Genomic DNA, 24258 nt, shown 5'->3' with positions numbered 1-24258 from the left:
TTTTTATGCCTCCGGCAAGGCCAGGCCGTGACGCCGCTGCTGGCTGAGTTTACGGTACTGCTGCGGCGGCATGCCCACGTAGCGGGTAAAAGTGCTGTAGAAGCGACTGCTGGAGCGAAAACCGGCGGTAAGGGCAATATCCAGGATGGTCTTGTCGGTATCGCTCAGCAGCGCCCGCACATGATTGATACGCATGGCGGTAATGTACTGCTTCATGGTCTGCTGCATCACCCGCTGAAAGACCCCCATCGCATAGTTCGGGTTGAGCTTCACGTGCTCGGCAACGGCATTGACGGTCAGCGCCTGGTCGTAGTGGGCAGCGATAAACTCCAGCATCTGGCTGACATAAAACTGCGCGTGGCGGGAGACGCTGTTCTTGTGGGTGCGTGAGGTTTTATTGACCAGAATCGGCTGCCAGCCGGCGAGGCTCAGCCGCTTCAGCATCAGGGCGATTTCATCGATCGCCAGCTGGCGTATCTGTTCATTCTCGTGGCTCAGTTCCTGCTGCCAGCGGCGCACTTCGAAGGCGCTCAACTGCTGCGCAGCGAGGGATTTAATCACCATCCCATGGGTGACGTGGTTGATAAGCTCCCGGTCCAGCGGCCATGAGAGAAACAGATGCATCGGCAGGTTGAATATCGCCATCTGCTGGCAATCGCCGGGGCGGGTCAGCTGATGCGGCGTACAGGCCCAGAACAGAGTGATATAGCCTTTCTCAATGCGCACCACTTCGTTATTAATCAAATACTCCACGTCGCCATCGAACGGCACGTTGACCTCCACCTGGCCGTGCCAGTGGCTGGTGGGCATGGCGTGCGGCGGGCGCAGTTCGATATCCATACGCTGATACTCGGAGTAGAGCGCCAGCGGGCTGCGGCTCTGCTTTTCGTCGCTGCTGCACATAAAGGGATCGGGGGGCAGAGAGGTGAAGCGGTGTTCCATCGTTAGCGTATTCCTGAATTGTCAGAGTGGCTGCATTTTTCGCCAGAACTGACGACAGCTTAGCGGAAGAATCGGCCCATTTTCTCTCCTTTTTGCTCAATCTGTTCCCGAAATCTCAGATTTTGTGGCGCTTAATGGCCGATCTGAGCTTTCGGGAATGCTCCGGCGGGAACAGGGCAGCGCAGCGGGGAGCGGCGTGCCACTCTGCAAGTGTTCAATGACCTGATGGAGAGTGCGTGATGTCTGCCCCAAAAATTACTTTTATCGGCGCCGGTTCGACGGTGTTCGTCAAAAATATTCTCGGTGATGTTTTCCAGCGCCCGGCGCTGAAATCGGCGCATATCGCGCTGATGGATATCGATGAAACCCGGCTGGAAGAGTCGCATATCGTGGTGCGCAAGCTGATGGATTCCGTGGGCGCGAACGGCGAAATCAGCTGCCACCGCGACCGGAAAACCGCCCTGCAGGGCGCCGATTTTGTCGTCGTTGCCTTCCAGATTGGCGGCTATGAGCCCTGTACCGTCACCGATTTTGCAGTCTGCAAGCGCCACGGCCTGGAGCAGACCATTGCCGATACGCTGGGGCCGGGAGGCATTATGCGCGCGCTGCGCACCATCCCACACCTGTGGGCTATCTGCGACGACATGACCGAGGTCTGCCCGGACGCCACCATGCTTAACTACGTCAACCCGATGGCGATGAACACCTGGGCGATGTACGCCCGCTACCCGCATATCAAGCAGGTGGGTCTGTGCCACTCGGTGCAAGGCACAGCGGAAGAGCTGGCGCGCGACCTCGATCTCGATCCGGCGGATTTACGCTACCGCTGCGCCGGGATTAACCATATGGCGTTCTATCTGTCGCTGGAGAAAAAGCTCGCGGATGGCAGCTACGTCAGTATCTACCCCGACCTGCTACAGGCCTACGCCGACGGGCGGGCGCCGAAGCCGAACCTGCACGGCAACCCGCGCTGCGAAAACATTGTCCGCTATGAAATGTTCAAAAAGCTGGGCTACTTCGTCACCGAGTCCTCGGAGCATTTCGCGGAATACACGCCATGGTTTATCAAGCCGGGCCGCGATGACCTTATCGCTCGCTATAAAGTGCCGCTGGATGAATACCCTAAACGCTGCGTCGAGCAACTGGCCAACTGGCATCAGGAGCTGGAGAGCTATAAGCGCGGGGAGCGCATTGAGGTGAAACCCTCCCGCGAATATGCCAGCACCATCATGAACGCCATCTGGACCGGCGAGCCAAGCGTGGTGTACGGCAACGTGCGCAACGATAATCTCATCGACAACCTGCCTCAGGGCTGCTGTGTGGAAGTGGCCTGCCTGGTGGACGCCAACGGCATCCAGCCGACCAAAGTGGGCGCGCTGCCGGCGCATCTGGCGGCGCTCATGCAGACCAATATCAACGTGCAGACGCTGCTCACGCAGGCGATCCTCACCGAAAATCGCGATTATGTCTATTACGCCACGATGATGGATCCGCACACCGCCGCGGTGTTGGGGATCGAAGAGATCTACGCGCTGGTGGACGATCTGATCGCCAGCCACGGCGACTGGCTGCCGGCCTGGCTGCACCGTTAATCCTCTTATGCCGCCGGGGGCAACGAACCCGGCGGTGCCTGTCACGCTCTATCAAACGCTGAAGGAGGCGCTGGCGACAGCGACCTGGACCCTATGAGTATTTCAATGACAACAAAGCTCAGCTACGGATTTGGTGCCTTTGGTAAAGATTTCGCTATCGGTATCGTCTACATGTACCTGATGTATTACTACACCGATATTGTTGGCTTATCGGTCGGGGTGGTTGGCACCTTGTTCCTGGTGGCAAGGATCCTCGATGCGATAGCCGATCCGATTATGGGATGGATCGTTAACTGTACGCGGTCGCGATGGGGAAAGTTCAAACCGTGGATCCTGATCGGCACGATAACCAACTCGGTGGTGCTGTATATGCTGTTCAGCGCCCACCATTTCAGCGGCGGGGCGCTGCTGGCGTGGGTGTGGCTAACCTACCTGCTGTGGGGCTTCACTTACACCATCATGGATGTGCCGTTCTGGTCGTTGGTGCCGACCATTACCCTCGATAAACGCGAACGCGAGCAGCTGGTGCCTTACCCGCGCTTTTTCGCCAGTCTGGCGGGATTTGTCACGGCCGGCGTCACGCTGCCGTTCGTCAACGCCGTCGGCGGCGCCGATCGCGGTTTCGGTTTTCAGATGTTCACTCTGGTGCTGATCGCCTTCTTCGTCGTTTCCACCCTCGTCACCCTGCGCAACGTGCATGAGGTTTACTCCTCCGACAGTGGTGTGAGCGAAGACTCCAGCCACCTCTCACTGCGCCAGATGGTGGCGCTGATCTATAAAAACGATCAGCTGGCCTGCCTGTTAGGCATGGCGCTGGCCTATAACACGGCGGCGAACATTATCGCTGGCTTTGCGATTTACTACTTTACCTACGTGATTGGCAGCGCGGAGATGTTCCCGTATTACATGTCCTACGCCGGGGCGGCGAATTTGCTGACGCTGATCCTGTTCCCACGACTGGTGAAAGGGCTGTCGCGGCGCATTCTGTGGGCGGGTGCTTCGATCATGCCCGTGTTGGGCTGCGGCGTGCTGTTGCTGATGGCGCTGGGCGGCGTTTACAACATCGCGCTGATTTCGCTGGCCGGGATGCTGTTGAATATCGGCACCGCGCTGTTCTGGGTGCTGCAGGTTATTATGGTGGCCGATACCGTCGACTATGGCGAATATACGATGAATATCCGCTGCGAAAGCATCGCCTACTCGGTGCAGACGCTGGTGGTAAAAGCCGGTTCGGCGTTTGCGGCCTGGTTTATCGCCATCGTGCTCGGTATCATCGGTTACGTGCCGAATGTTGTGCAGTCGCCCCACACGCTGCTGGGGATGCAGGCGATTATGATTGCGCTGCCGACGCTCTTTTTTGCTCTGACGCTGTTTCTCTATTTCCGTTATTACAAACTGAATGGCGATATGCTGCGACGGATTCAGATTCACCTGCTGGATAAATATCGCCGGGTACCGGAAAATGACGTCGAGCCGGAACGGCCGATTGTGGTACCCAATCAGGTGTAAAAAACGTGCGAAAACCGCTGACGAAAGAGGGGAGGGATGCTCTCTTTTTGAGCAAAAAACAGTGTCTTAAAAAGACAGAAAGAGAAAACTGTAGTTCTCTATTTTATCTCAATTATTTCTCTTTTTGAGCGTTCTGGACTGTTTGTTTCTCCGATTGTTCTCAAATAAAACTCAGAATTGTCTCTTTTTCGTGCTCTTGCGCTGCTTTTTAACTCTTGCTACTCTTTTGGGGTCTTACATTTTTCTCTTATTTGTCTCAGTGATGGAGCAATGCAATGCGCATTTTTATCGATGATGGTTCAACCAATATCAAAATGCTGTGGGAGCAAGATGGCGAAACTTTCACCCATATCAGCCCCAACAGTTTTAAACGCGGCTGGTCTGCCACCTTCGGTTCGGGGAAGCCTTTTAACTACACGGTGGATGATGAAAAGTACTCATTCGACCTGATCACTCCCGATGCGCTCCCAACCAATAACATTGACTGGCAATATAGCCCGTTGAACTCCATCGCTGTCCATCATGCGCTGCTGACCAGCGGTCTGGAACCGCAGGATGTTGAAATTGTGGTCACCCTGCCGCTGACCGAATTTTATGATGAAGATGCGCAATATCGCCTCGACAATATTGAGCGCAAGAAAAAGAGCCTGCTGCGCGACGTTAAACTGAATAAAGGCGTGGTGTTCAATATCACTAAAGTTACCGTGCGCCCGGAATCGATTCCGGCGGGCATTAGCCTGTGTGATGAGCTGAAACCGTCGCATTCGGTGCTGATTATCGACCTTGGCGGCACCACGCTGGATATTTCAATGGTCGCCGGGCAGATGACCTCGGTTTCGCGCATTTACGGCGACCCGAAGCTGGGCGTATCGCTGGTGACCGACGCCGTTAAGCTGGCGCTGGCCCGGGCGAATACCGACACCTCTAGCTATAACGTCGACCAGATAATCATCAACCGCCACGACGAAGAATACCTGACCGACAACATCAACGATCCGGATGCGGTTTCTGAGGTGAAGAAGGTGATCAATAACAGTATCGAACGTCTGACCACGCGTGTCCTGACGGCCATCGATAGCTTTAAAGGCTATTCGCACGCGATCGTCATTGGCGGCGGCGCGCCGCTGGTTGCCGACGCCATTCGTGAACGGATGGGTCTGCGCGAGGATCGTTTCGTGGTGGCTGAAGAGCCGCAGTTTGCCCTGGTGCGTGGTCTGAAAATTATTGGTTAAGGAGCGTCTATGACTCTGGATCGCAGAAAAGTGCTGATTTACCTGCGCCCGGATATCAGCGCCAGCGAGCGCTTCGCGGACGCAAAAATTGAGGCCCATCACCGTGGCGACCGCGGCGATATGTCGCGTACCGCGCTGCTGGCGGGGCTAGCGTTAGGGGAAGTCGATAGCCGCTTACCGTCGATGCTGGCGGCGCTGCTGGCGGAAGATACTAAACCGGAAACGCTGCGTAAGATGCTGGCCTCGTTCCTTGAGATCCAGCCGGCCTCTCCCGCCCCGGCAGCCGCGCCAGCAGCCGCCCCGGCTAAGGCGCCGGAGCCGCCCGCGCCGGTGAGCGAGAGCGTCTCCGCGCGTAATCTCGCCGGTTCGTTACCGGATTAAGCGCTATTCCCGGTTTGCGCGACCCGGGAAACTCCCCGGCTTGCGCTGCGCTTAGTTTGTAGGCCGGGTATGGCGTAGCCGCCATTCGGCAAACAGGCGGCTCCCTGGCTGGGGTCATGCCCGGCGGCGCTACGCTTGCGCGGGCCTACGGATCCAGTGCAATGGTGGGTCCAGTGCCATTTGTAGGCCGGGTATGGCGTAGCCGCCATTCGGCATACAGGCGGCTCCCTGGCTGTAGCCATGCCCGGCGGCGCTACGCTTGCGCGGGCCTACGGATCCAGTGCAATGGGTGGGCTCGATGTCATTTGTAGGCCGGGTAAGGCGTAGCCGCCACCCGGCGCGAAGACGGAACGCCACGACCCGGGATGGCACCCCTATCCGTGGGCGAGGAAGCGCGCCAGGCGCTGCTGCAGCAGGCGATTTTCGCGGGTCAGCCGCGCGTTCTCATCCAGCAGGGTCAGCGCCACCGCAATTCCCGGCCAGTCCAGCTCCAGCTCGTTACGCAGGCGTACCGCGCGATGCACGATTGTCACCGCGCTGTCGTCGAACAGCCAGGTGTCCGCCTGCGGCTGGTGTGGCTCAATCATCCCTAAGCCGACGATCTCCGTCAGCTCCTCTTCCGACACCCCGGTACGCAGGCACAATTCGGTAATGGTAAACGTCACTGTTACTGTAGCCATCAGGCTTTCCCCCATGTCTTACGCGGATCGAAGCTGGCTTCGGCGGCGGCCAATTGTTGCCAGAGCTCACGCGCTTTTTCATCTGGTTTTGGCGGCATCACTATTTTAATAACGGCGAACAAATCGCCGGTGTGGGTTTTGCTCACGAGTCCTTTCCCTTTGATACGCAGTCGCTGCCCTGCCTGACTGCCCGGCGGCACCGTCAGCAGAATGCTCTCTTTCAGGGTGGGCACCGTCACTTTCGCGCCCAGCGCGGCCTCCCATGGCGCCAGCGGCAGGACGATCTCCAGGTTATGACCGACAATATCGAATAGCGGATGCGGGGCGATGTGGATAACCAGCCACAGATCGCCGTTCGGGCCGCCATTCTCCCCCGGCGTCCCCTGGCCTTTTAGGCGGATACGCTGACCATCGACTACCCCGGCGGGGATCTTCACATTCAGCGTTTTCGGCGTTTCGCTTTCGATCATGCCAAACACGTTGTACACCGGCAGGTTATAGCTGATGGTGCGCGTCTGCTCGGCCAGCGTCTCTTCAAGGAACACCGCCACTTCGATCTCCAGATCGTGGCCGCGCGCCGCGTGTTGACGACGACGCTGATGCGCCTGCTGGCCAAACATGGAGGAGAAGATGTCGTCGAAATCTTGCTGACTGTAGCTCTGCTCGTGGGTCTGTCGCTGGCGACCGAAGCCGGGATCGTTGCGATGCTGCCAGAGCTGATCGTATTCGGCGCGCCGTTGCTCATCTTTCAGGACTTCCCAGGCTTCGGCGAGATCCTTAAATTTGGCTTCGGCATCGTTTTCTTTACTGACGTCGGGGTGATATTTGCGCGTCAGGCGGCGGTAGGCGGTCTTGATGGTTTTCAGATCGTCGGTTGGTTGCACCCCGAGAATGGCATAATAATCCTTCAATTCCATGATTTTTTCTCATCTATGCTCAGTGCGGTGGTTACATATTCCCTGGAACAGGCGTCAGTATAAAGCGTAGGGCAAATGCGCCCTGACGGGGAAGAAAAGTGGCGGAAACTTGACGCCGTCGGGGTCGACGGCGCCGTGGATAAGATTAGTCTTTCGCCTGCGGCCGTGGGCGGCGGCGCCATCCGGTGAATAGCACCAGCAGCGCGCCGACGGTGCCAGCCAGGCGCGCGGTGCCCTCGCCGGCGCTGGGAAACAGCCGGCGAATGGTAGGGTCGCTGACCAGCATTGACCCGGCAATCCAGCCGATGAGCATCCCGCCCAGCACCACCACCGCGGGAAAGCGGGTGAGCAGGACCAGCACCAGCTTGCTGCCGGCGACAATAACCGGAATGCTGATCGCCACGCCGAGGGCGACCAGCGCAATGTGCCCTTTCCCCGCAGCAGCTACCGCCAGTACGTTATCCAGCGACATAATCACATCGGCAACGGTGATGGTGATCGCGGTGCGCCACAGGCTGCCAGAGCTGCTAACCTCGCTCTCTTCTTCCTCATTCCTGACCAGCTGGATGCCAATCCACAGCAGGAGCAGCGCGCCGACTATTTTCAGCCACGGCAGCGACAGGAGATACAAAGCGATCGCCAGCAGCAGAACGCGCGCCAGGATGGCGCCCACGGTACCGATGATGATCGCTTTGGTGCGTTTCTGCGGCGGCAGTTTGCGGCAGGCCATGGCGATCACCACGGCATTGTCGCCACCCAGCAGTAAGTCGATGGCGACAATCTGCAGCATAATCACTGCCATGTCCCATTGTTGAAGAAATGCATACATATCGAGAGAAACCACCTGAAAAAAGAGCAAGAAAAACCGCTGCGCAGGGTACTCCGCCTGGGCCGCGTTGACCACTGGCGCAGACCTGCGCTATCGCGCGGGAAAGAGAGAGCCTGAAAAATAAAGTTACGAATCAAGGCGCCGTTGGGCAAGGCTTCGGCGAAAAAGGGTGATATTTTGTCACCCAGACTCACCTGCCGTTCACTTATCGCAAGGATCCCCACTATGTCTGGCCACAAGAAATACCTCTCTGTCGCCCTGCTGAGCGCTGTCTTACTGCCGGCGATGGCCTCTGCCGCTGACGCGCCGGCGACTTTCACCCCGGAACAGGAGGCGAAAATCGGCAAAATCGCCGCCGACTATCTGGTTGCCCACCCGGAAGTCCTGCTGCAGGCGAGCCAGAAACTGCAGCAAATTCAGGCTGAGCAGCAGGCCAGCGCGGCCACTCAGGCGGTGCTGAAGAACGCCGCCGTGTTGACCCAGGATAAAAATACCCCGACCTACGGCCCGGCCAACGGCAAAGTCACAGTGATCGAATTCTTCGACTACCAGTGCGTCTACTGCAGCCGTCTGGCGCCGGTGATGGAGCAGGTGATTAAAGCGCACCCGCAGACCCGCTTCGCCTTCAAAGAGTGGCCGATTTTCGGCGGCCGCTGGGAAAGCTCGCTGGAGGCGGCAAAAACCGGCCTGCAGATCTATCAGCAGAAAGGGGCGGATGCCTATCTGGCCTACCATAACGGGATTTACGCTACCGGCCATAACGAAGGCAAGCTGACGACGGCGGATATCCAGCAGCAGGCGAAGAAAGCCGGCTTCGATGCGAAGAAGGCCGCCGACGTCGAACCGGTGCTGCAGAGCATAAACGATCTGGCGCAGGAGATTGGTCTGAGCGGCACGCCGGGCGTGATCGTGATGCCGACCACAGGCGCCACGGAAGCCAGCATCACCGTCTTCCCGGGGCTGGCAGACAAAGCCTCGCTGGAAGCCGCCATCAAAAAAGCCGGCGGCTAATCCCCGGCGTATTACCTGTCCAGGCCGCCGACGGCGGCCTTGCTCTCATGCGTCATCGCTCTCTTCCTGCGGCGGCGGTAACGCGTGGCTTTTTAAATCAATAATCTGCCCGATTTGATCGTGGTAAACGGTGAGCAAATTATAGCGGCTCATCTCCGAGATAATCTGCGGCGCGACGTTAAAGCTGCTCGCCAGCTCATCGTCGCGCAGAGCGAGCACCGCGGTATGACGCCGGGTACGGGCGCGGCGCCGGTTGTAGTGATACCAGAGGATCAACAGCCAGCCGTTCAGCGCGGCAATCAGCAGATACACCAGCGCCGTATTCAGGGAGTCCATCAGCGATTCCCAGCGCGGAGAGGGCGGCGCGATGAACTGCATCAGCAAATTGGCGTACAGAAAGAACAGAAAACCGAGCCAGGCCAGCAGCGTTAAGCCGGCGTCGACCAGCCGGGGCAGCACCCGATGTTCGGTTAAGATGAGCGTATTTTCATTCATCACAGGCTTCCTTTTCCCCGGTCCGGGCTCACCCAGCGCGCGCGGGAACGTTGACGTTTCACCATCACTTTCGGAAAAGCGACCAGCGTGGTCAGCAGGCCGATCATCCAGTAGACCATCGGGAACCAGATCACCCAGAACAGCGATTTGGCGACCTTTTTCTCATAGCGCCGCTCGATATACAGGCTGGCGACGAACTGCAGCAGGCACATCAGGCCGAGCAGCATGCCGGTGAATTCCGGTGGAAACAGGCTATGCACCGCCAGATTGTCAGGCAGCGGCATCAGGCGGCTGAGGATAAACAGCAGAATGGTGATCGCGTAGGCAAAGGCCCACAGCGTGGAGCAGGCATACTCCAGAAACAGCGGCCACATCCGGTGATGCTGCCAGTGAAACAGGCGGCGCAGATTGACCAGAAAGACTTCGGCGCCGCCCTGGGCCCAGCGCAGACGCTGCTTCCATAACCCTTTGAGGGTCTCCGGCATCAGGATCCAGCACAGCGCTCGCGGCTCGAAAAAGATGTCCCAGTGGCGGAGCTGAAGCTTCCAGCTGATATCAATATCTTCAGTGATCATATCCGGGCTCCAGTAGCCGACGTCCGCCAGCGCCTGGCGCCGGAAGGCGGCGATTACGCCGGAGACGGTAAAGACCCGGCCATAGATCCGCTGCGTCCGTTTGATAAGCCCAATGATCGACGAGAACTCCCCAACCTGAATGCGGCCGATCAGCGTGGATCGGGTGCGGATCCGCGGATTGCCGGTGACCGCCCCGACGTGCGGATAATGGATCAACGGCGCGACCAGCCAGGCCGCGGTATCCCGGTCCAGCAGGGCGTCGCCATCGATGCAGACCAGCAGATCGCCGCGGGCGGCGGCGGCGCCCGCTTTGAGCGCCACCGCTTTTCCCTGATTGGCGGCCAGATGGATCACCCGCAGCCTCGGCTCCTCCTGCGCCAGCTGCTGGAGCACCTGGGCGGTGTTGTCCGAAGAGCCGTCGTTAATCGCGATCACTTCAAGATTGGCGTAACGCTGGGCCAGCGCTGCGCTGATGGTTTCCCGGGCGTTTTTCTCCTCGTTAAAGCAGGGGATCAGGATCGAGATCAGTGGATTGCCCGGCAGCGTCGGCGGCGGGGTATCCTCCCCCCACGGCCAGTGACGTTCCAGCTGAAACCAGAAGTAGAGACCCCCGGTGATCCACAACACTGACATAAACAGCGGCCAGAAAAAGACAAAGTCGAGGATAAGCTCGCCGGTAAATACCGCTGCGACACCTAACGGCAGCCCGAATACGAGGCATAAAATGCACAATGCGATAATGCGATCAGTCATGGTCAGGGTACCACCAGGAAGAAAATTGCGGCCTGATACGAGAGATATCAGGCTGGTTGTTAATAAAATCGTCAGGGTAGTAGCCGTAGTTTTTGACGCCGTTCAGCCGCAGCAAACGCATCCAGTCCGCCAGCTGCTGGTCGGGAATGGCGTTTTGCTGGCGTCGATTCCAGTCTCTGGCCTGCAGTTCAAAGATGGTTTTCTTCAGCGCACCCGGGTGGCGGGCGACGGCCTGCACCAGCCGCGTCAGCCAGGCCTGGCTGGCGTCGATCGGCACGGACTCCATCAGCGGCATCGCCATGGGGACCGTCCAGTCATAGGCGGCAAGGAAATCATCCAGATTCTGCGCAAACCAGGCTTCGCTTTGCGGCTCCAGGATCGGCAGGGCGAAGAGATTACGCGCCGTTTTCACCTGCGGGCCGCGGATGGCCTGCACTGCCTGGCGTAGATCCAGAGTGAAGCGGGTCAGGGTTTGGCTTTTGAAACGCATCCATGCCTGGCGCTCTTGCGGACGTTGGGGCACCGGGGCGGCATCGTGCGCCATACCCGTCTGCCGCCAGGCGGCGACCGCCTCCGGGCTCACGTCTTCAAAATCGGTCAGCACGGCGTCGTCGTGAAACAGGATCCCGCTGAAGCTGGCGTGTCGGGCCAGATCTTCGTAGATGTCGGTGATCTGCTGGCGAACCCGGGGATCCCAGGGCGACAGACGGACGTACGGCTGGCGGGTAAGTAACGCCTTCCCGGTTTGCGGATCCCAGCGCTGAACGCGCGGCAGATCTGAGGCAAGATCGAAGGCCAGCACCGGCATCCAGGCATAAACCTTCACATTGCCGCGGGTCTGCAACTGCCAGGAGACGAAGTTAAACAGGTCGGCGCGCATCGGCAGCCAGCGGTTGGGGAAATAGAGCGACTTGACCGTGCCGTCGCCCTGCGGGTCGGAGAAGGCCTGCAGAAAGACGTGGCTGATTTTCATGTCATAGACGCGCTGCACCAGCTTATCGATATTCTTTGCCTGCTGGACGGGATTGGGGTCATAGACATAGTCCAGATCCACATGCATCACCCGAACAGGATCGGCTTCCTGAATCTGGGTCACGGCGCTGGCAAAGGCCTTGAGCGACGGGTTACCGGCGATCAGCAGGCGTGGAATATTGTCCAGATCCTTCACGTTGCCCAGGCCGTCGTTCAGCGTAAACGCCAGCTGATACCCTTGCTGTTTGGCGATGGCCAGGGTGCTGCCGCTGGCGGCGCCGTAGGGCCACACCCAGGCGCGCGGCGTTTTCCCGGCAACCTCATGGATTTTCGCCGTCACTTTCTGCACGTCATCGGTCATTCGCCGGGTAAACTGCGCGTCGCTTTCATAGCGGCCGGTGGTTTTATCCCAGCCGCGGTTGGCGGCGGCAGGCTCGCGGCTGCCCTGCGGATTGGCCGGCAGACCGTAGTGCGAGGCCCAGGTGTGCGCGCCGATCTCCACCAGCGGCGAGCGGCTGAGCTCGCGCACCATCTCCCAGGTAGCGAAGCGCTCGCGCGGCGTCATCAGGCCACCAAAATTAACGGGCTGGCCAGCGGGAGTGTCCACCCAGCTGCCCACCGGCGCCCACAGCGCCGGAACATTCCAGGCTTTAAGCAGCGGCCAGACGCGGGTGTAAAAGCTGCTGTAACCATCGTCAAAACTGAAGAGAAAAGCCTTGGGCGGCAGCGACTTTAAGCCATAATGCGCATCGAGAATGTCCTGAACGCTAATCGCATGGTAGCCGTTATGCAGCAGCCAGGCGATCTGCTCATTGAGTGCGCTGGTGCGCACCGAAAGATAACGCTGGTCGGCGGCATCGTCTTCGACGTCATGGTAGGCCAGCACCAGAAAGCGATCCGCCGGCCAGGGTTGATTGGCCTCCAGTTGGGGGCGCTGCTGCGGGGCGAGGAAGGGGACTTCCTCAGCACGCACGCTGAAGATAAGGCACAGCCAGATGAGAAGCATCAGGCCGTTGCGCAGGGTCGTGTTCAGCATGGTCATCCTTAAAACCGTATATTTGCATCAAGAGTGATGGCGAGGTTGTTTTCACGTTTGCCGTCGTAGGGGCGCTTATCCCAGTTCAGCATCACCCCGGTGTCGACGACGTTGTTCCAGCGCAGGCGCTGCCCGTAACCCAGCACCGTGATCGCCCCGGCGGCGTGATTTTTTTGCCAGTAGCTGCCGCCGCCGGCGAGTAACTGCTGGCTCCAGACGGTGTCATAGCGCTGGTAAAGCGTGTGATCGACGGCCAGCGCCGCGGTGGCAGCGAGGTCCCGTGCCGGACTGTAGTAGGCGGTGTCGGTGCGGCTATTGGCGCTGGTCGACAGACCGGGCTGCAGATCCAGCGTTAACCACGGCGTCTGCCAGAGGCGTTCTTTACCGGAGAGGGTGTACTCCTGGCGGCGGTTGCGATCGGTAAACCGGCTGGCGGCCGCGCTGAAGCGGTACTCCCGGCGTTCGTTTGGAGACCAGCGCAGCCAGCCTTCGCCGCGGTTGGCGCTGACGCCGTTGCGTAACGCGCGCAGCGGCGTCTGCTGCGAAATCCGCTCCAGTTCGCCGCCCAGCTGCCAGCGATCGCTAACGTCATGGGCGGCGGAAAGGCGGACGCCGGGCTTGTTCTCGCCGTGAAAATTGACGCTGGAGAGCTCAAGCTCGCCCCAGTAGTCGCGCGGACGCCATTCAATACCGGCAAACAGCTGGCGACGGCTGCCTTTCCCCTCTTCAAAATTGCCTTCAGCGAAGCGGTGCCCGCCGAACAACCGCCAGCTGTCGGCTAGCGGCGGGCTGTAGATCGCCGTCTCAAAACTGAGGTCGTGCGTGCCGCTCACCGGGTTGTCGGAATGCAGCCCTTTGCCAACGCTCAGGCGCAGCTCGGAGAGATGATGGATCTCGCGCGCTCTGGCCAGGCGCTGGGTGTTCAGATCCCGTGGCGAGCGGGCGACGACGTCGTCAGTCAGCAGATCCATTTGCCGCCACTCCTGCAGATCAAGGGCGACCCAGGCCTGCTGGCGCTCCAGCTGCAGGCTGGCGGGTTCCAGAGATTCCGCCGCTTTTAGCTGGCGTTCGGCTGCCCGTGGCAATCCTCTCTCCTGCAGAAGGGCGGCATAGTCTATCTGCAGGCCCTGGTTTCCAGGGGCCGTCGCCGCCAGGCGCTGCATTCGGGCTTCGGCCTGCGGCTGGTCGTTGGTAGCCGCTAAATAGTGCACGTTAAGCGACTGTGCGGTGAGCCAGTCGTCGTTCGGCTGCGGCGTTGGCGAGCCGTAGAGACGACGGATGTAGGGCGCATTCCTGGTGAGGCGGGCGACATACCGTTGCGCCGCCGGGTACTGACCGGTGTCCAGCAGAGCGTAGAAAAGCTCGTGTTCCTCATTCTGTTGGCTTGTCAGCCACGAAGGATGCTGGTGGATAAGCGTCAGCGCAGGCTCAACTTGCTTAAGGGCGATAAAAGAGGAGATGACCCAGCCGATGGCCCAGCCGGGAACGGCCCGCTGCTGGGCGATCAGGCTTTGGTATTCGCGGATGACCTGCGCGTACTCGGCGCTGGCGTACAGCGCGCCCAGACGATCAATACGCGCCCGGATGATGTCGGGCGCAGCCTGTGGGTCGGGGTGCCAGGCGGCGATCATCGCGTCATACTGCGTGAGCGCCGTGCGGGCCAGCGCGTAACGCGCCTTTTCTTCGCGGGAAGGGGTATCGGCAAGGCGCACCAGTTCGGCGGCGGCGTTCAACTGTAAGTTACGCCTTTCCGCAGGCGTCAGTTCGACGCTATTCGCCAGGCCGAGAGCAGGGGAATCAATCCGGTTGCGGGTCAGGGTCGCCATCAGGCTGGCCAGCGCGGTTTTGTTTTGCGGATCACGATCGAGGATCTGCGTGTCCACCAACAGCTGGTCCCAGCTTTTGCCCAGCCGCAGGTAGACATAGGAGAGCGTCTGCAGGTGCGCAACGCTCGCCTGCTCCGCCACCAGGCGACGCGCTTCGCTGAGCGCCTCGCCGTCCTTGCGGGCATCGGCGAGCGTTTTGATATAGCCGATACGATAGTCGTCGCTGCCAGGGGCCTGGCTGAGTGCCTGCTGCCAGAGGGTGAGCGAGGTTTGCCACTGCTTCTGGTTGCGCAGGGCCTGCGCCGCGGCGGCGGTGCCCCGTGCGGGAAGCGGCATATAGACCTGGTAGCGTCGCCAGACTTTCACCACTTCATCGTCCTGACCGGCCCAGAGTGCCACCTGCAGCCAGTCCGCCACCTGAGAAGGGGTTAAGGCATGCCGCAGCTGGTACTGCTGAAGGTAACTGAGAAAGGGGGCGTACTGGCCTTGGCGCGCTTGCAAGATTTGCTGGTCATAGAGCGAATCCGCTCCCTGAACCAGCGCCGGGAAGAGCAAAAGCAAGCCGATTGATAGCGAGAGTTTCGTGTTGCGATTAAACAATAACGTATTTGAATAAGGTGATCTTTCCATTTCTATTTGCCATATGTTCATCAAGAATCCATTGCACAACACGACCGTCCTTTGACGGTGAGTTAAAGGATGAGGATGGTCCCATTTAGCTGACTGGCACTGCAGGTGAATGACCTATTGCAAACTAATAAACATATCTCCTGTTGATAAATGAATGGGTAATTTATACCCGATACGGCAACCGATAAATATGGATAAATTATGGTCTGCGTTTTAAGATAATTCTGTAAAATCGACTTCATTCGAACGGAAGTGTTCAAGTTGATTTCTTTAACCTACTGATATAAATAAAAAAGAAAGTCAGGTGGAATTTTGTTTCAAAATGGCGGTGTGACTTATATTTAGTTGGGGTTAGAGTTTTTTAGGCAATATTTAAGATGATTTCTGACAAAAATTCTCAATAGCAAAAAAAGCATCTTTTCTGTGGATTTTTTTTATTTATAATCAATCTGTTTATTTCCTGTCAGAACGCAAGGAGGGTTTTCACAGCCAGATTCAGATGCCGCGCTAATGATAAATCACAGGTCTCGTTATTTTCACCGCCATGCGAAGCGTTCCATAGGGGGAGGGAAAACGTCTGGTTGACGAGAATTTGTTGATTAAATGTTAAAGGGACGATTTGTGGCAACTTTAATGATATTGGTTACCCAGGATTACTATCTTTTTCAAGGTGTTAAGAATTTTTTTCCTGATATCATTCAGTTAGATTCTAGCGGAAAAGCGATTTTAGATAATGAGGTTGATGAAGTCTCTCTGCTGGTTGATAGCCGCTCGCCGCTTTGCCATTACGATTATCTCGTGCTGGCAGCGGCGAAATCCAGAAAGCGAATATGTTGTATCGTCCTCGATATGCGCCATCGGGAAGAGCATTTACTGAGCCTGAAATCGTTTTTAAACATGTCATTATCACCCGCGGATATGGCGACATTATTTGGCCTTTTTCTGGAGATGAATAGCAAGCGTCTGACCAAAGAGTGGTTTGACGATCTGCGCTTAAGTTTGTCTGAACAGTTAATGTTACGTTTACTCATGGCGGGGATGACCATGGAGGAGGTGGCCGTCGATCTCAATACGTCACTAAAAAGCCTTTACCGCAAGCGTACTGCGCTTTATGAGCGGTTGGGGTTAGATAATTTTAATGAAGCTTGCTTATTTATCTTTCGAAATAAGCTGCTGGAGCAGACCGAACGTTCATTATGAAGCTTCGCTGTACAGAGAATGGATGTTATCGCAAGGTATTTGTTGACGAAAATCTAATAAATTAAATAGATATTGATAGGTACAACCGTCGATACCCGGCGGTATCGATGATGGCATTCGGCATATAATTCCGGAGCTCTTTGGAAGTATTTACCGCCAATGCGGTTTGCTATGCACAGCGATTATTATAATGAATATATTCCTTGCGCCGCACAGGAATAGTTTTGTCATAAATTAACACTACCATGGTATTCCGGCTCACGCGTCGGAATACCATGAGATATCGTGAAAGCATCAGAGGAGCGAGGTGGATGAGAATAAGGGACAGTATTGCTGAGCGGTTAGAGGCATGCGGGCTCTACCGTCGGGCGGCATCCAGATGGATTGAGGTGATGCAGCGTTGCCTGGACGATGAGGACCGAGAGTGGATCCGTCACCATCGCAATCAGTGTCTGAAAAAGGCGCAACGTCCGCCGGCGCCGAAAGAGGAGTTTGCCGACCTCCACCAGGCGGCGAAAGAGACTCAATATCGTATGGGCATTGCGAAGCCATATGGCGAAGCATTCAGGCTGCCCGGCAAAGGGAAAACGGCCGCCGAGTAATGCCTTTCTTCACGACGTTTGCCTGACGGCTTCGCCTTATCCGGCCTGCGGGTCCCCCACAGGTTAAACAGCGTAGGCCCGCGCAAGCGTAGCGCCGCCGGGCGATACACATCAGACACCGTACCCGCGGTTGTGCCGGATGGCGGCATAAATGCCTTATCCGGCCTGCGGGTCCTCCACAGGTTCAAACAGCGTAGGCCCGCGCAAGCGCAGCGCCGCCGGGCGATACACATCAGACACCGTACCCGCGGTTGTGCCGGATGGCGGCATAAATGCCTTATCCGGCCTACGGATCCTCCACAGGTTCAAACAGCGTAGGCCCGCGCAAGCGCAGCGCCGCCGGGCAGCGGGTGATAGAACGGAGTTCGATGAAGAGTCCGGATGCAGAAAAGCAAAAACCCGCCTTTTAGGCGGGTTCTTTAAATAGTGGTGCCCGGACTCGGACTAACGCCGCAGGCGTTGAACAGCGCGCTTGCCGCGCTGGCCCCGAAGGGGTGAGCCGCTGTGCGGCGAATAATCGAACGGAGTTCGATGAAGAGTCCGGATGCAGAAAAGCAAAAACCCGCCTTTTGGGCGGGTTCTTTAAATAGTGGTGCCCGGACTCGGAATCGAACCAAGGACACGGGGATTTTCAATCCCCTGCTCTACCGACTGAGCTATCCGGGCAACGGGGCGCATTAAACCGTAATCCGCCCACCCCGTCAACCAAATTTCTTAAATTACTTATCGATTGCTTATCTTTGCGGCAATTCTGCGTTCAAAGGCGCGTTTTGGCTTAACTTCACTGCATGCCGTTATCGCCCTCGCGGGTTTTCCAGCCGCTGGTAATGGCGATAACGTGGCGTAGTCCGGAGATGAGATAATCGCCAATGACCTCCTCGTCCTCACGCGGCGAGCTCAGGGTAATTTCCGCATCCACGCCGTGGCGATAGGCGCCATGATGGCTGAAAATGGTGCCGATATAACACTTCCCGTTCAGCCAGACCGGAATATAGGCCACCGTCTCATAGATATAGTTAACGGCGACGCCGCTGTAGTAGTTATCCGCCTCGTCAGCGGAGGTGCCCGGCGGGATGGGGCAGATCGGCGCGCCGTTGTCGCTGGCGGGTCTGTCTTTCAGCAGGCTGCCCTGCATTACCTCCAGCGAGCGCAGCAGGTCCGCTTTATCGCCGTCGCTCAGGCTGGGGGTCAGCGGCTGGTCTTTCTCCGGGGAGCGGATGCTGTTCAGCGTATAGCGATAGCGAACCGTCACCGCGGGCGTCTGGCTGGTGGTGCTGAACGGGCGTAGCAGGTAGAGGTTATCTTCGCCAAACTGGCCGTTGTACCACAGGGCATACACCTGGCCGTTGATTTTGACCCAGTGGTTCCACTGGTTAGCCCCGCGGCCATTAATGGAAAAGAGGGCGCCGGGCACCCCGGCATCGAAATCATCACCATTATCACTGTCGCTGCCGTTGACGGCGGCAAAATCATCATCACCTCGCTTGAGCACCCCGGTGTAGCTGAAGAGCCCGGTGCCGCCCACGTAGCTGTCGATGATCAGGTCGCGTTTGCCGTCGCCGTCGAGGTCGATAAGGGTAAAGCTGACTTTGCCGTTTTCTGAATCCGCGCTAATCGAGGAGCGCAGAAACGCCTGCCACTCATCATCGCTGATATCCGGGGACGGTTTACTGGTCGTGATCAGCGTATCGTCGGCGTAAGTGAGCGTGAAGTCTGTAATATGGCCGGTTAACGGAAACTGCTCGGCGACCTTATTCAGAGACAATTCTGGATCGCTTTTTTGCGCTTTCAACACTGCGTAATACAACGTGCGCAGAGCCAGGTTATCCGCCTCTTTCTGCTGCCTGGGGATCACCTGGCTGACAAAGGTCGGCAGCATCCAGGTGCCACCCGGGGTGATTTCCCGACACATACCGGTGCTGTACTTCAAGCTGGGGGTAAAGGTTTTACCATCCCAAACGCGCGTCTCGCCGGTGACGCAGTCGGCCATGCCCCGTTCTTTGTGCAAAAAGACGATAGCGCCGTCGGCGTAGCTGGAGGCCTCGGTAGTGAGCAGTCGCGGTTTGCTCAACTGGGCGTTATCGACCAGCCACAGGGCGTAACCGTCGTTATAGGGCGCTCGCCAGCAGAGCGCCTGCGCCAGAGAATGGGTTTTATCCAGCGCGGTCAGCGTGATCTGGCGATCTGCCGCCGGAATGGCCTGATTCTGCCAGTCGTCGCAGCGCTGGTTCAGCAGCGGCGTCAGGATGGGCAGCAGTTTCTGGCGCTGAAGCATACTCAACGGCACTGGCTGCGCGTTATGGAGAACCGGGGCGGCGATAATTTCCGGGGCGGGAGTGGCTGGCAAAATGGCATCGTCGCCGGCATCGCCTTTATCCAGCAGCGCATCGGCGGTGCCGGTGCGTCGCTGAAACGCATCCATTTTACCCAGCACCTCGCGGCTGCCGGCGCTGGAAAGCGGCAGGTGCTGGCCGTTAAGGGTGAATTCGATTTTGCGCTGATTCGTTAACGCCTGTAGCAGGGCGGTGGTCTGATCGCTGTCGAGGCGAAAGTGGCTGTCGTCGAGAGCGTCCAGCGCGCCAAAATCCCGGTCGTCGATCAGCAGGCTGGCGGTGGAGTCGGCGGGGATATCGTGCTCGATTTGCGCAAAGGTTACCGTGGCGGTGAGGTGCTGTTCGCTGCCCGCGTTGCGGGTCAACAGCACGCTGACCTCACCCATGCGGACGCCGTAACCCGCCGCCCGGCAGGCGCCGGTATTATCGCAGGCGAGCTCCCAGTCTTTTTGTGCAAAGGAAAAACCTTGCAGGGGAGCCGCCAGCAGGGGCGTAGAGCAGAGGCCCAGCCAGGCAGCCCAGAAGAACGCGCGCATATCAATCCCTGTCAGCAATCAGTGAGGGGGAAATTATAGGCGCGACGTGGCGGTTAGGATATCAGAATCAGGTCAAGGCGCCGCCCATACGGCACTGGGCGAAGCGTAGAATATCTTCAGCCAGCCGCCGGGCGGTATCCACATCCGTCTGGCTACGTTTGACCAGCAGACGGCTCAGACAGCCCTCGACAATCAGCTCCATCTGCTTGGCGACCATTTCCGGGTCATCCACCTCCAGCTGAGTCAGCAGCTCGTGAGTGTAGGCCAGCGAAGCCTGCTTCTGCTGTTCCGCCAGCTGGTGAATGGGGTGCTGAGGATCCGGGTAGAAGGTGCAGGCGGCGATAAACAGGCAGCCCGGGTACCGCTGGTTGCTTACGCAGGTGGTGAGTGCGGCATAGCGTGCCAGCAGCTTTTGCTCTGCGCTTAAGGTCTCGTCCAGCAGGAGCTGACGACGCCAGGCATCCACCTGCTGGCTCAGATAGCGAAGCGCGTCGTACAGCAGCGCTTCGCGGTCAGGCCAGAAGCGTTTCAGGTCGCTCGTCGGGCAGGACACGCGCTCAGCGACCATCTCCAGCGACGTGTTGGCGATACCTTCAATTTCAAGAATCTTAATGGCTTCTGCCAGGACGTCTTCACGTAGCACGGTGTTCTCCTCCATCTTTCCTCCTAAAGTGTCGCTCACGCTTGCCAATCGCGCAAATGGGCGCTGAATGCCGCGGCATCCATAAAGCCGGTGACTCGCCGCTCAGACTGTTCCTGACCCTCAGCGTTAAAGAACAGGATCGTCGGCAGACCCAGCACCTGCAGGTGTTTCAGCAGCGCGACGTCTTGCGGGCTGTTCTTCGTCACATCAACCTGTAATAACACGGTGCCTTTCAGCGCCTGCTGCACGTCAGGTGAACTAAAGGTGTATTTTTCAAACTCTTTGCAGGCCACGCACCAGTCGGCGTAAAGATCGAGCATCACCGGTTGACCTTTCGCCTGCGCCAGCGCCTGGTCAAGCTCGGCCACCGAGCTGACGCGGGTGAAAGCCAGGTGCGCCTGCTGCTCGACCGCCGGGGCGCCAAACGCCCAGTCCTGCAGAGGCCGCGCGCTGACCAGCGCGGCGGCAAGCAGAATGATCTGTACCAGCCGCATCCACGGCCGGGTAGCGCCCAGCGAGGTGATAAACGCCCAGCTGAAGAAGGCGACACCGAGCATTGACCACAGCCGTAACCCCCACTGGTCGCCGAGTATGCGTTCCAGCAGGAAGACGGGCAGGGCAAGGATCACAAACCCGAAGGCGGTTTTCACATGGCTCATCCACGGGCCGCTTTTCGGCAACAGGCGATTGCCAAACACGGTCACAAGGATCAACGGCAGACCCATGCCCAGCGCGTAAAGGTACAGCGTGCCGCCGCCCAGCCACAGATTACCGCTCTGGGCGATATACAACAGAATGGCGCTTAGCGGCGCGGTGGTGCAGGGGGAGCAGATCAGCCCGGCAATAGCGCCCATCGCAAAGACCCCGCCGGGCGAGCCGCCCTGGCGCTTATTGCTGAGCAGCGTCAGCCGGGTCTGCAGCGACGACGGCAGCTGCAGCGTGAACAGGCCGAACATGGAGAGCGCCAGCAGTATAAACACCGCCGACAGGCCGACCAGGACATACGGGTGCTGCAGGGCCGCCTGGAACTGCAGCCCGGCGGCGGCTACCACCAGCCCCAGCGCGGTATAGGTCAGGGCCATCCCCTGGACGTAAATAAAGGCCAGCAGCAGAGCGCGCGCGGTGGAAAGCCGCTGTTTTCCGCCCAGCACGATGCCCGAAATCAGCGGGTACATCGGCAGCACGCAGGGGGTGAAGGCGATACCAATACCTATCAGCAGCGCCCACAGCGCCGTAAAGGGCAGGCGGGCAGGCGTGTCTGCAGGCGGCACTGCGGCAGGCGCAGGTGATGTGGCGAGCTCCGGGGCCGGTCGCGGCTCAACCGGCAGCGGCGGGTTGAACGCCGGACGGCTGCTCGTCGACGGCATGGGCTCGATGGCGGTTGCCTGGCCGTCGTTTGAGGCCGCCCGCACGGCGCTCAGCGGGATCACTTTAGTCTCCGGCGGATAACAGAATCCGGCATCGGCGCAGCCCTGCCAGGTGACGGTGAGAGTAGCCTCTTTGTCCGCCTCCTTCACCGTCACCGGCACGGTCAGGCGTTGGCGAAAGATCTCGCTTTTGCCGTAAAACTCATCTTCATGCCACTCTCCCGCCGGCAGCGCCGGTTCGTCGATCGTCGCCCCGGCGGCGCTGAAGGTAAACTGTTGACGATAAAGATAATAACCATCCTTGATTTGCCAGCTCAGGTTGACGTCATGCTGTTGCTGCTGAAAGTCAAAGGCGAAAGCTTGATCAGCAGGCACGAAGTTCGAGCGCCCCGGCGCGTCGAATAACCCGGCGGTGGCTGATGTGCTGCACAGCAGCAGGATCAGCGTAATGATGCGGTAAGCCATGAGAGGTAATCGTTGTCTCCATGCGTGACGGGTAGAACCAGCAGTTCTGGGGTTTGATACGGGTGGTGTGACTTCAGGCAGTCCAGCAGCGCCTGCTGATGGGCAAGGTCAGTTTTGAGTAGCATCTGCACTTCATACTCCTGCTCGAGTTTCCCTTCCCAGTAATACAGAGAGGTAGCCCCCGGCAGTAGCGTGGCGCAGGCTGCCACCTTTTCCGCCAGCGCTTTTGCCGCCAGATCTTGGGCGGTCGCTTCGTCCGGCGCGGTACAGAGCACAACAACAGCATCAGGCGTAGTCATCATGAACCTCGTATCAGCGAAAAGAGGCACTATAACACGCAAGATGCGGGGATATTAGCGTAACGAGCGGGGAAAGTGAGGGCAACGGAAGGCGGGCCCGTAGTGGGCCCGCCGCCAGCGGTATTTACAGCATAATCCCGCCAAAGATAAAGCCGAGGATCACGCACAGCGTGATAGCGATAACGCCGGGGATCAGGAAGGCGTGGTTAAAGACATATTTACCAATGCGGGTTGAGCCGGTGTCGTCCATCTCTACCGCCGCCAGCAGGGTTGGGTAGGTCGGCAGAACGAACAGCGCCGAGACCGCGGCAAACGAGGCGATAGCCGTCAGCGGGCTGACGCCCAGCAGCAGCGCGGCAGGCATCAACGCCTTGGTGGTGGCTGCCTGCGAGTAGAGCAGCGTGGCGGCGAAAAACAGTACCACCGCCAGCAGCCATGGGTAATTATGCAGCAGATCGCCGGCCACGGCCTGGATGTCGCTGATATGCGCTTTAACGAAGGTATCTCCCAGCCAGGCGACGCCGAGGACGCAGACGCAGGCGCTCATCCCGGACTTAAAGGTGCTGGCGTTGAGCACTTCGCCGGTGTCGATTTTACAGGTGATGCTAATCAGGGTGGCGATGGTCAGCATAAATACCACGATCGCCTCGTTACGCGGCAGCACCGGGTTCTTAATCAGGCCGACGGTATCGCTGATGGCCGTGGCGTAGAACATTACCGCCACGATGCCGATCAAAAACAGCAGAACGGAACGTTTGGCGTGCGGCTGCAGCTCAAATACCTGGCTGCCGCGCAGTCTGACTTCCCCCTTGGCCAGCCGCTCCTGGTAAACCGGATCGTCTTTCAGTTCGCAGCCGAGGAAGTTGCAGACGATAGCGGTGAGCATCACCGCCAGCAGCGTGACCGGAATACAGATGGCCAGCAGCGTCAGGTAGCTAACGCCCAGCGGCTCAAGGATCCCGGCAAAGAACACCACCGCCGCGGAGATAGGCGAGGCGGTGATCGCTATCTGAGAGGCCACGACCGCAATCGACAGGGGACGAGAGGGGCGAATGCCTTGCTCTTTGGCAACTTCGGTGATCACCGGCAGCGTGGAGAAGGCGGTATGGCCGGTGCCAGCGAGCACGGTCATAAACCAGGTCACCAGCGGGGCAAGGAAGGTAATGTACTTCGGGTGGCGGCGCAGCATCCGTTCGGCGAGGCTGACCAGGTAATCCATCCCGCCGGCGACCTGCATGGCGGCGATAGCGGCAATCACCGCCATAATGATTTCAATAACGTCGAAGGGGATCGCACCCGGTTTAATTTGAAAAATAAGCGTCAGGACAAGGACGCCAAGGCCACCGGCAAAGCCGATACCGATGCCGCCGAGCCGGGCGCCGAGATAAATCGCCAGCAGGACAATAACCAGTTCTGCACCAAACATATATGCC

22 protein-coding genes and 1 tRNA gene are annotated in these 24258 nt (G+C 58.5%); 8 read left to right on the top strand and 15 right to left on the bottom strand.

The genetic code is table 11. The features are described 5' to 3' along the window. Positions 1-3: 3 nt before the first annotated feature. Positions 4-942 carry a transcriptional regulator MelR gene (melR, locus tag DR88_RS23680; RefSeq protein WP_002885229.1) on the bottom strand — a complete coding sequence of 313 codons (939 nt, stop codon included), beginning with the start codon at positions 940-942 and terminating at the stop codon, positions 4-6. Positions 943-1181: 239 nt separating this feature from the next. Here melR and DR88_RS23685 point away from each other — a divergent pair, with 239 nt between their 5' ends. The 5 genes from DR88_RS23685 to DR88_RS23700 all read left to right on the top strand — a co-directional run bounded on the left by DR88_RS23685 (position 1182) and on the right by DR88_RS23700 (position 5656). Further along, a complete protein-coding gene (locus DR88_RS23685) occupies positions 1182-2534 on the top strand; it encodes an alpha-glucosidase/alpha-galactosidase (RefSeq protein ID WP_004146675.1) in 1353 nt (450 codons plus the stop codon). Between the two features lie 93 nt (positions 2535-2627). Continuing rightward, the gene (gene melB, locus DR88_RS23690) at positions 2628-4043 is read left to right on the top strand and encodes a melibiose:sodium transporter MelB (RefSeq protein ID WP_004146676.1); all 1416 of its coding nucleotides are present in this window, start codon (positions 2628-2630) and stop codon (positions 4041-4043) included. A 5-nt stretch (positions 4044-4048) separates the two neighbouring features. After that, the gene (locus tag DR88_RS30245) at positions 4049-4171 is read left to right on the top strand and encodes a hypothetical protein (protein WP_004146677.1); all 123 of its coding nucleotides are present in this window, start codon (positions 4049-4051) and stop codon (positions 4169-4171) included. 147 nt (positions 4172-4318) lie between these two features. Beyond that, entirely contained in the window at positions 4319-5275 is a 957-nt protein-coding gene (gene parM / locus DR88_RS23695; protein WP_004146678.1) for a plasmid segregation protein ParM domain-containing protein, read from the top strand. 9 nt (positions 5276-5284) lie between these two features. Beyond that, entirely contained in the window at positions 5285-5656 is a 372-nt protein-coding gene (locus DR88_RS23700; RefSeq protein WP_004186571.1) for a plasmid partitioning/stability family protein, read from the top strand. A gap of 374 nt (positions 5657-6030) precedes the next feature. Here the strand turns inward: DR88_RS23700 and cbpM are convergent, their stop codons facing one another. The 3 genes from cbpM to DR88_RS23715 all read right to left on the bottom strand — a co-directional run bounded on the left by cbpM (position 6031) and on the right by DR88_RS23715 (position 8082). Next, positions 6031-6336: a chaperone modulator CbpM gene (cbpM, locus tag DR88_RS23705; RefSeq protein WP_002885324.1), complete on the bottom strand. Its 306-nt coding sequence runs from the start codon at positions 6334-6336 to the stop codon at positions 6031-6033. After that, entirely contained in the window at positions 6336-7253 is a 918-nt protein-coding gene (cbpA, locus tag DR88_RS23710) for a curved DNA-binding protein (protein ID WP_025862241.1), read from the bottom strand. The genes cbpM and cbpA overlap by 1 nt, the downstream gene beginning before the upstream one ends. A gap of 145 nt (positions 7254-7398) precedes the next feature. Beyond that, positions 7399-8082 (bottom strand): TerC family protein, encoded by a 684-nt coding sequence (locus tag DR88_RS23715; protein ID WP_025862242.1) that lies wholly within the window; start codon positions 8080-8082, stop codon positions 7399-7401. A gap of 225 nt (positions 8083-8307) precedes the next feature. Between DR88_RS23715 and DR88_RS23720 the strand changes: the two genes are divergently transcribed. Further along, entirely contained in the window at positions 8308-9093 is a 786-nt protein-coding gene (locus DR88_RS23720; RefSeq protein WP_002885391.1) for a DsbA family protein, read from the top strand. A 45-nt stretch (positions 9094-9138) separates the two neighbouring features. Here the strand turns inward: DR88_RS23720 and pgaD are convergent, their stop codons facing one another. Genes pgaD through pgaA form a run of 4 tightly spaced genes read right to left on the bottom strand, consistent with a single transcriptional unit; the run spans position 9139 to position 15380 of the window. Beyond that, complete coding sequence (pgaD, locus tag DR88_RS23725; RefSeq protein ID WP_004177775.1) at positions 9139-9588, bottom strand: poly-beta-1,6-N-acetyl-D-glucosamine biosynthesis protein PgaD; 450 nt, start codon at positions 9586-9588, stop codon at positions 9139-9141. Further along, positions 9588-10916, bottom strand: coding sequence for a poly-beta-1,6-N-acetyl-D-glucosamine synthase (gene pgaC, locus DR88_RS23730; protein ID WP_002885393.1), 1329 nt, complete (start codon positions 10914-10916; stop codon positions 9588-9590). The genes pgaD and pgaC overlap by 1 nt, the downstream gene beginning before the upstream one ends. Next, complete coding sequence (gene pgaB / locus DR88_RS23735; RefSeq protein ID WP_025862243.1) at positions 10909-12924, bottom strand: poly-beta-1,6-N-acetyl-D-glucosamine N-deacetylase PgaB; 2016 nt, start codon at positions 12922-12924, stop codon at positions 10909-10911. Before pgaB ends, pgaC begins: the two co-directional genes overlap by 8 nt. Before the next feature lie 8 nt (positions 12925-12932). Continuing rightward, positions 12933-15380 carry a poly-beta-1,6 N-acetyl-D-glucosamine export porin PgaA gene (pgaA, locus tag DR88_RS23740; protein WP_073980573.1) on the bottom strand — a complete coding sequence of 816 codons (2448 nt, stop codon included), beginning with the start codon at positions 15378-15380 and terminating at the stop codon, positions 12933-12935. Between the two features lie 633 nt (positions 15381-16013). Between pgaA and DR88_RS23745 the strand changes: the two genes are divergently transcribed. After that, positions 16014-16580 carry a helix-turn-helix transcriptional regulator gene (locus DR88_RS23745; RefSeq protein ID WP_004146685.1) on the top strand — a complete coding sequence of 189 codons (567 nt, stop codon included), beginning with the start codon at positions 16014-16016 and terminating at the stop codon, positions 16578-16580. On the opposite strand, the gene DR88_RS30235 is transcribed toward DR88_RS23745, so the two are convergent. Then, complete coding sequence (locus tag DR88_RS30235; protein ID WP_004146686.1) at positions 16575-16697, bottom strand: hypothetical protein; 123 nt, start codon at positions 16695-16697, stop codon at positions 16575-16577. The genes DR88_RS23745 and DR88_RS30235 overlap by 6 nt on opposite strands. A 128-nt stretch (positions 16698-16825) precedes the next feature. Between DR88_RS30235 and DR88_RS23750 the strand changes: the two genes are divergently transcribed. Next, positions 16826-17182, top strand: a complete 357-nt coding sequence (locus DR88_RS23750) for a PerC family transcriptional regulator (RefSeq protein ID WP_305953346.1) — start codon at positions 16826-16828, stop codon at positions 17180-17182. A 590-nt stretch (positions 17183-17772) separates the two neighbouring features. Here DR88_RS23750 and DR88_RS23755 read toward each other — a convergent pair. From DR88_RS23755 to DR88_RS23780, 6 genes are all read right to left on the bottom strand, one after another. Then, positions 17773-17848 (bottom strand) — tRNA-Phe (locus tag DR88_RS23755). A 115-nt stretch (positions 17849-17963) separates the two neighbouring features. Then, entirely contained in the window at positions 17964-20051 is a 2088-nt protein-coding gene (locus tag DR88_RS23760; RefSeq protein ID WP_004146690.1) for a DUF1176 domain-containing protein, read from the bottom strand. Positions 20052-20118: 67 nt separating this feature from the next. Then, entirely contained in the window at positions 20119-20694 is a 576-nt protein-coding gene (locus tag DR88_RS23765; protein WP_004218175.1) for a transcriptional regulator, read from the bottom strand. A 35-nt stretch (positions 20695-20729) separates the two neighbouring features. After that, positions 20730-22526 (bottom strand): protein-disulfide reductase DsbD, encoded by a 1797-nt coding sequence (locus DR88_RS23770; protein WP_004146691.1) that lies wholly within the window; start codon positions 22524-22526, stop codon positions 20730-20732. Further along, positions 22502-22825: a divalent cation tolerance protein CutA gene (cutA, locus tag DR88_RS23775; RefSeq protein ID WP_002885422.1), complete on the bottom strand. Its 324-nt coding sequence runs from the start codon at positions 22823-22825 to the stop codon at positions 22502-22504. Before cutA ends, DR88_RS23770 begins: the two co-directional genes overlap by 25 nt. Positions 22826-22949: 124 nt before the next feature. Continuing rightward, entirely contained in the window at positions 22950-24251 is a 1302-nt protein-coding gene (locus DR88_RS23780) for an anaerobic C4-dicarboxylate transporter (protein WP_002885423.1), read from the bottom strand. Between the last annotated feature and the right edge of the window lie 7 nt (positions 24252-24258).

The organism is Klebsiella pneumoniae (genome assembly GCF_000742135.1).
Taxonomy (GTDB): domain Bacteria; phylum Pseudomonadota; class Gammaproteobacteria; order Enterobacterales; family Enterobacteriaceae; genus Klebsiella; species Klebsiella pneumoniae.
The sequence above is the reverse complement of the archived record's forward strand: the minus strand, read 5'-3'. Positions and strand labels throughout refer to the sequence as shown.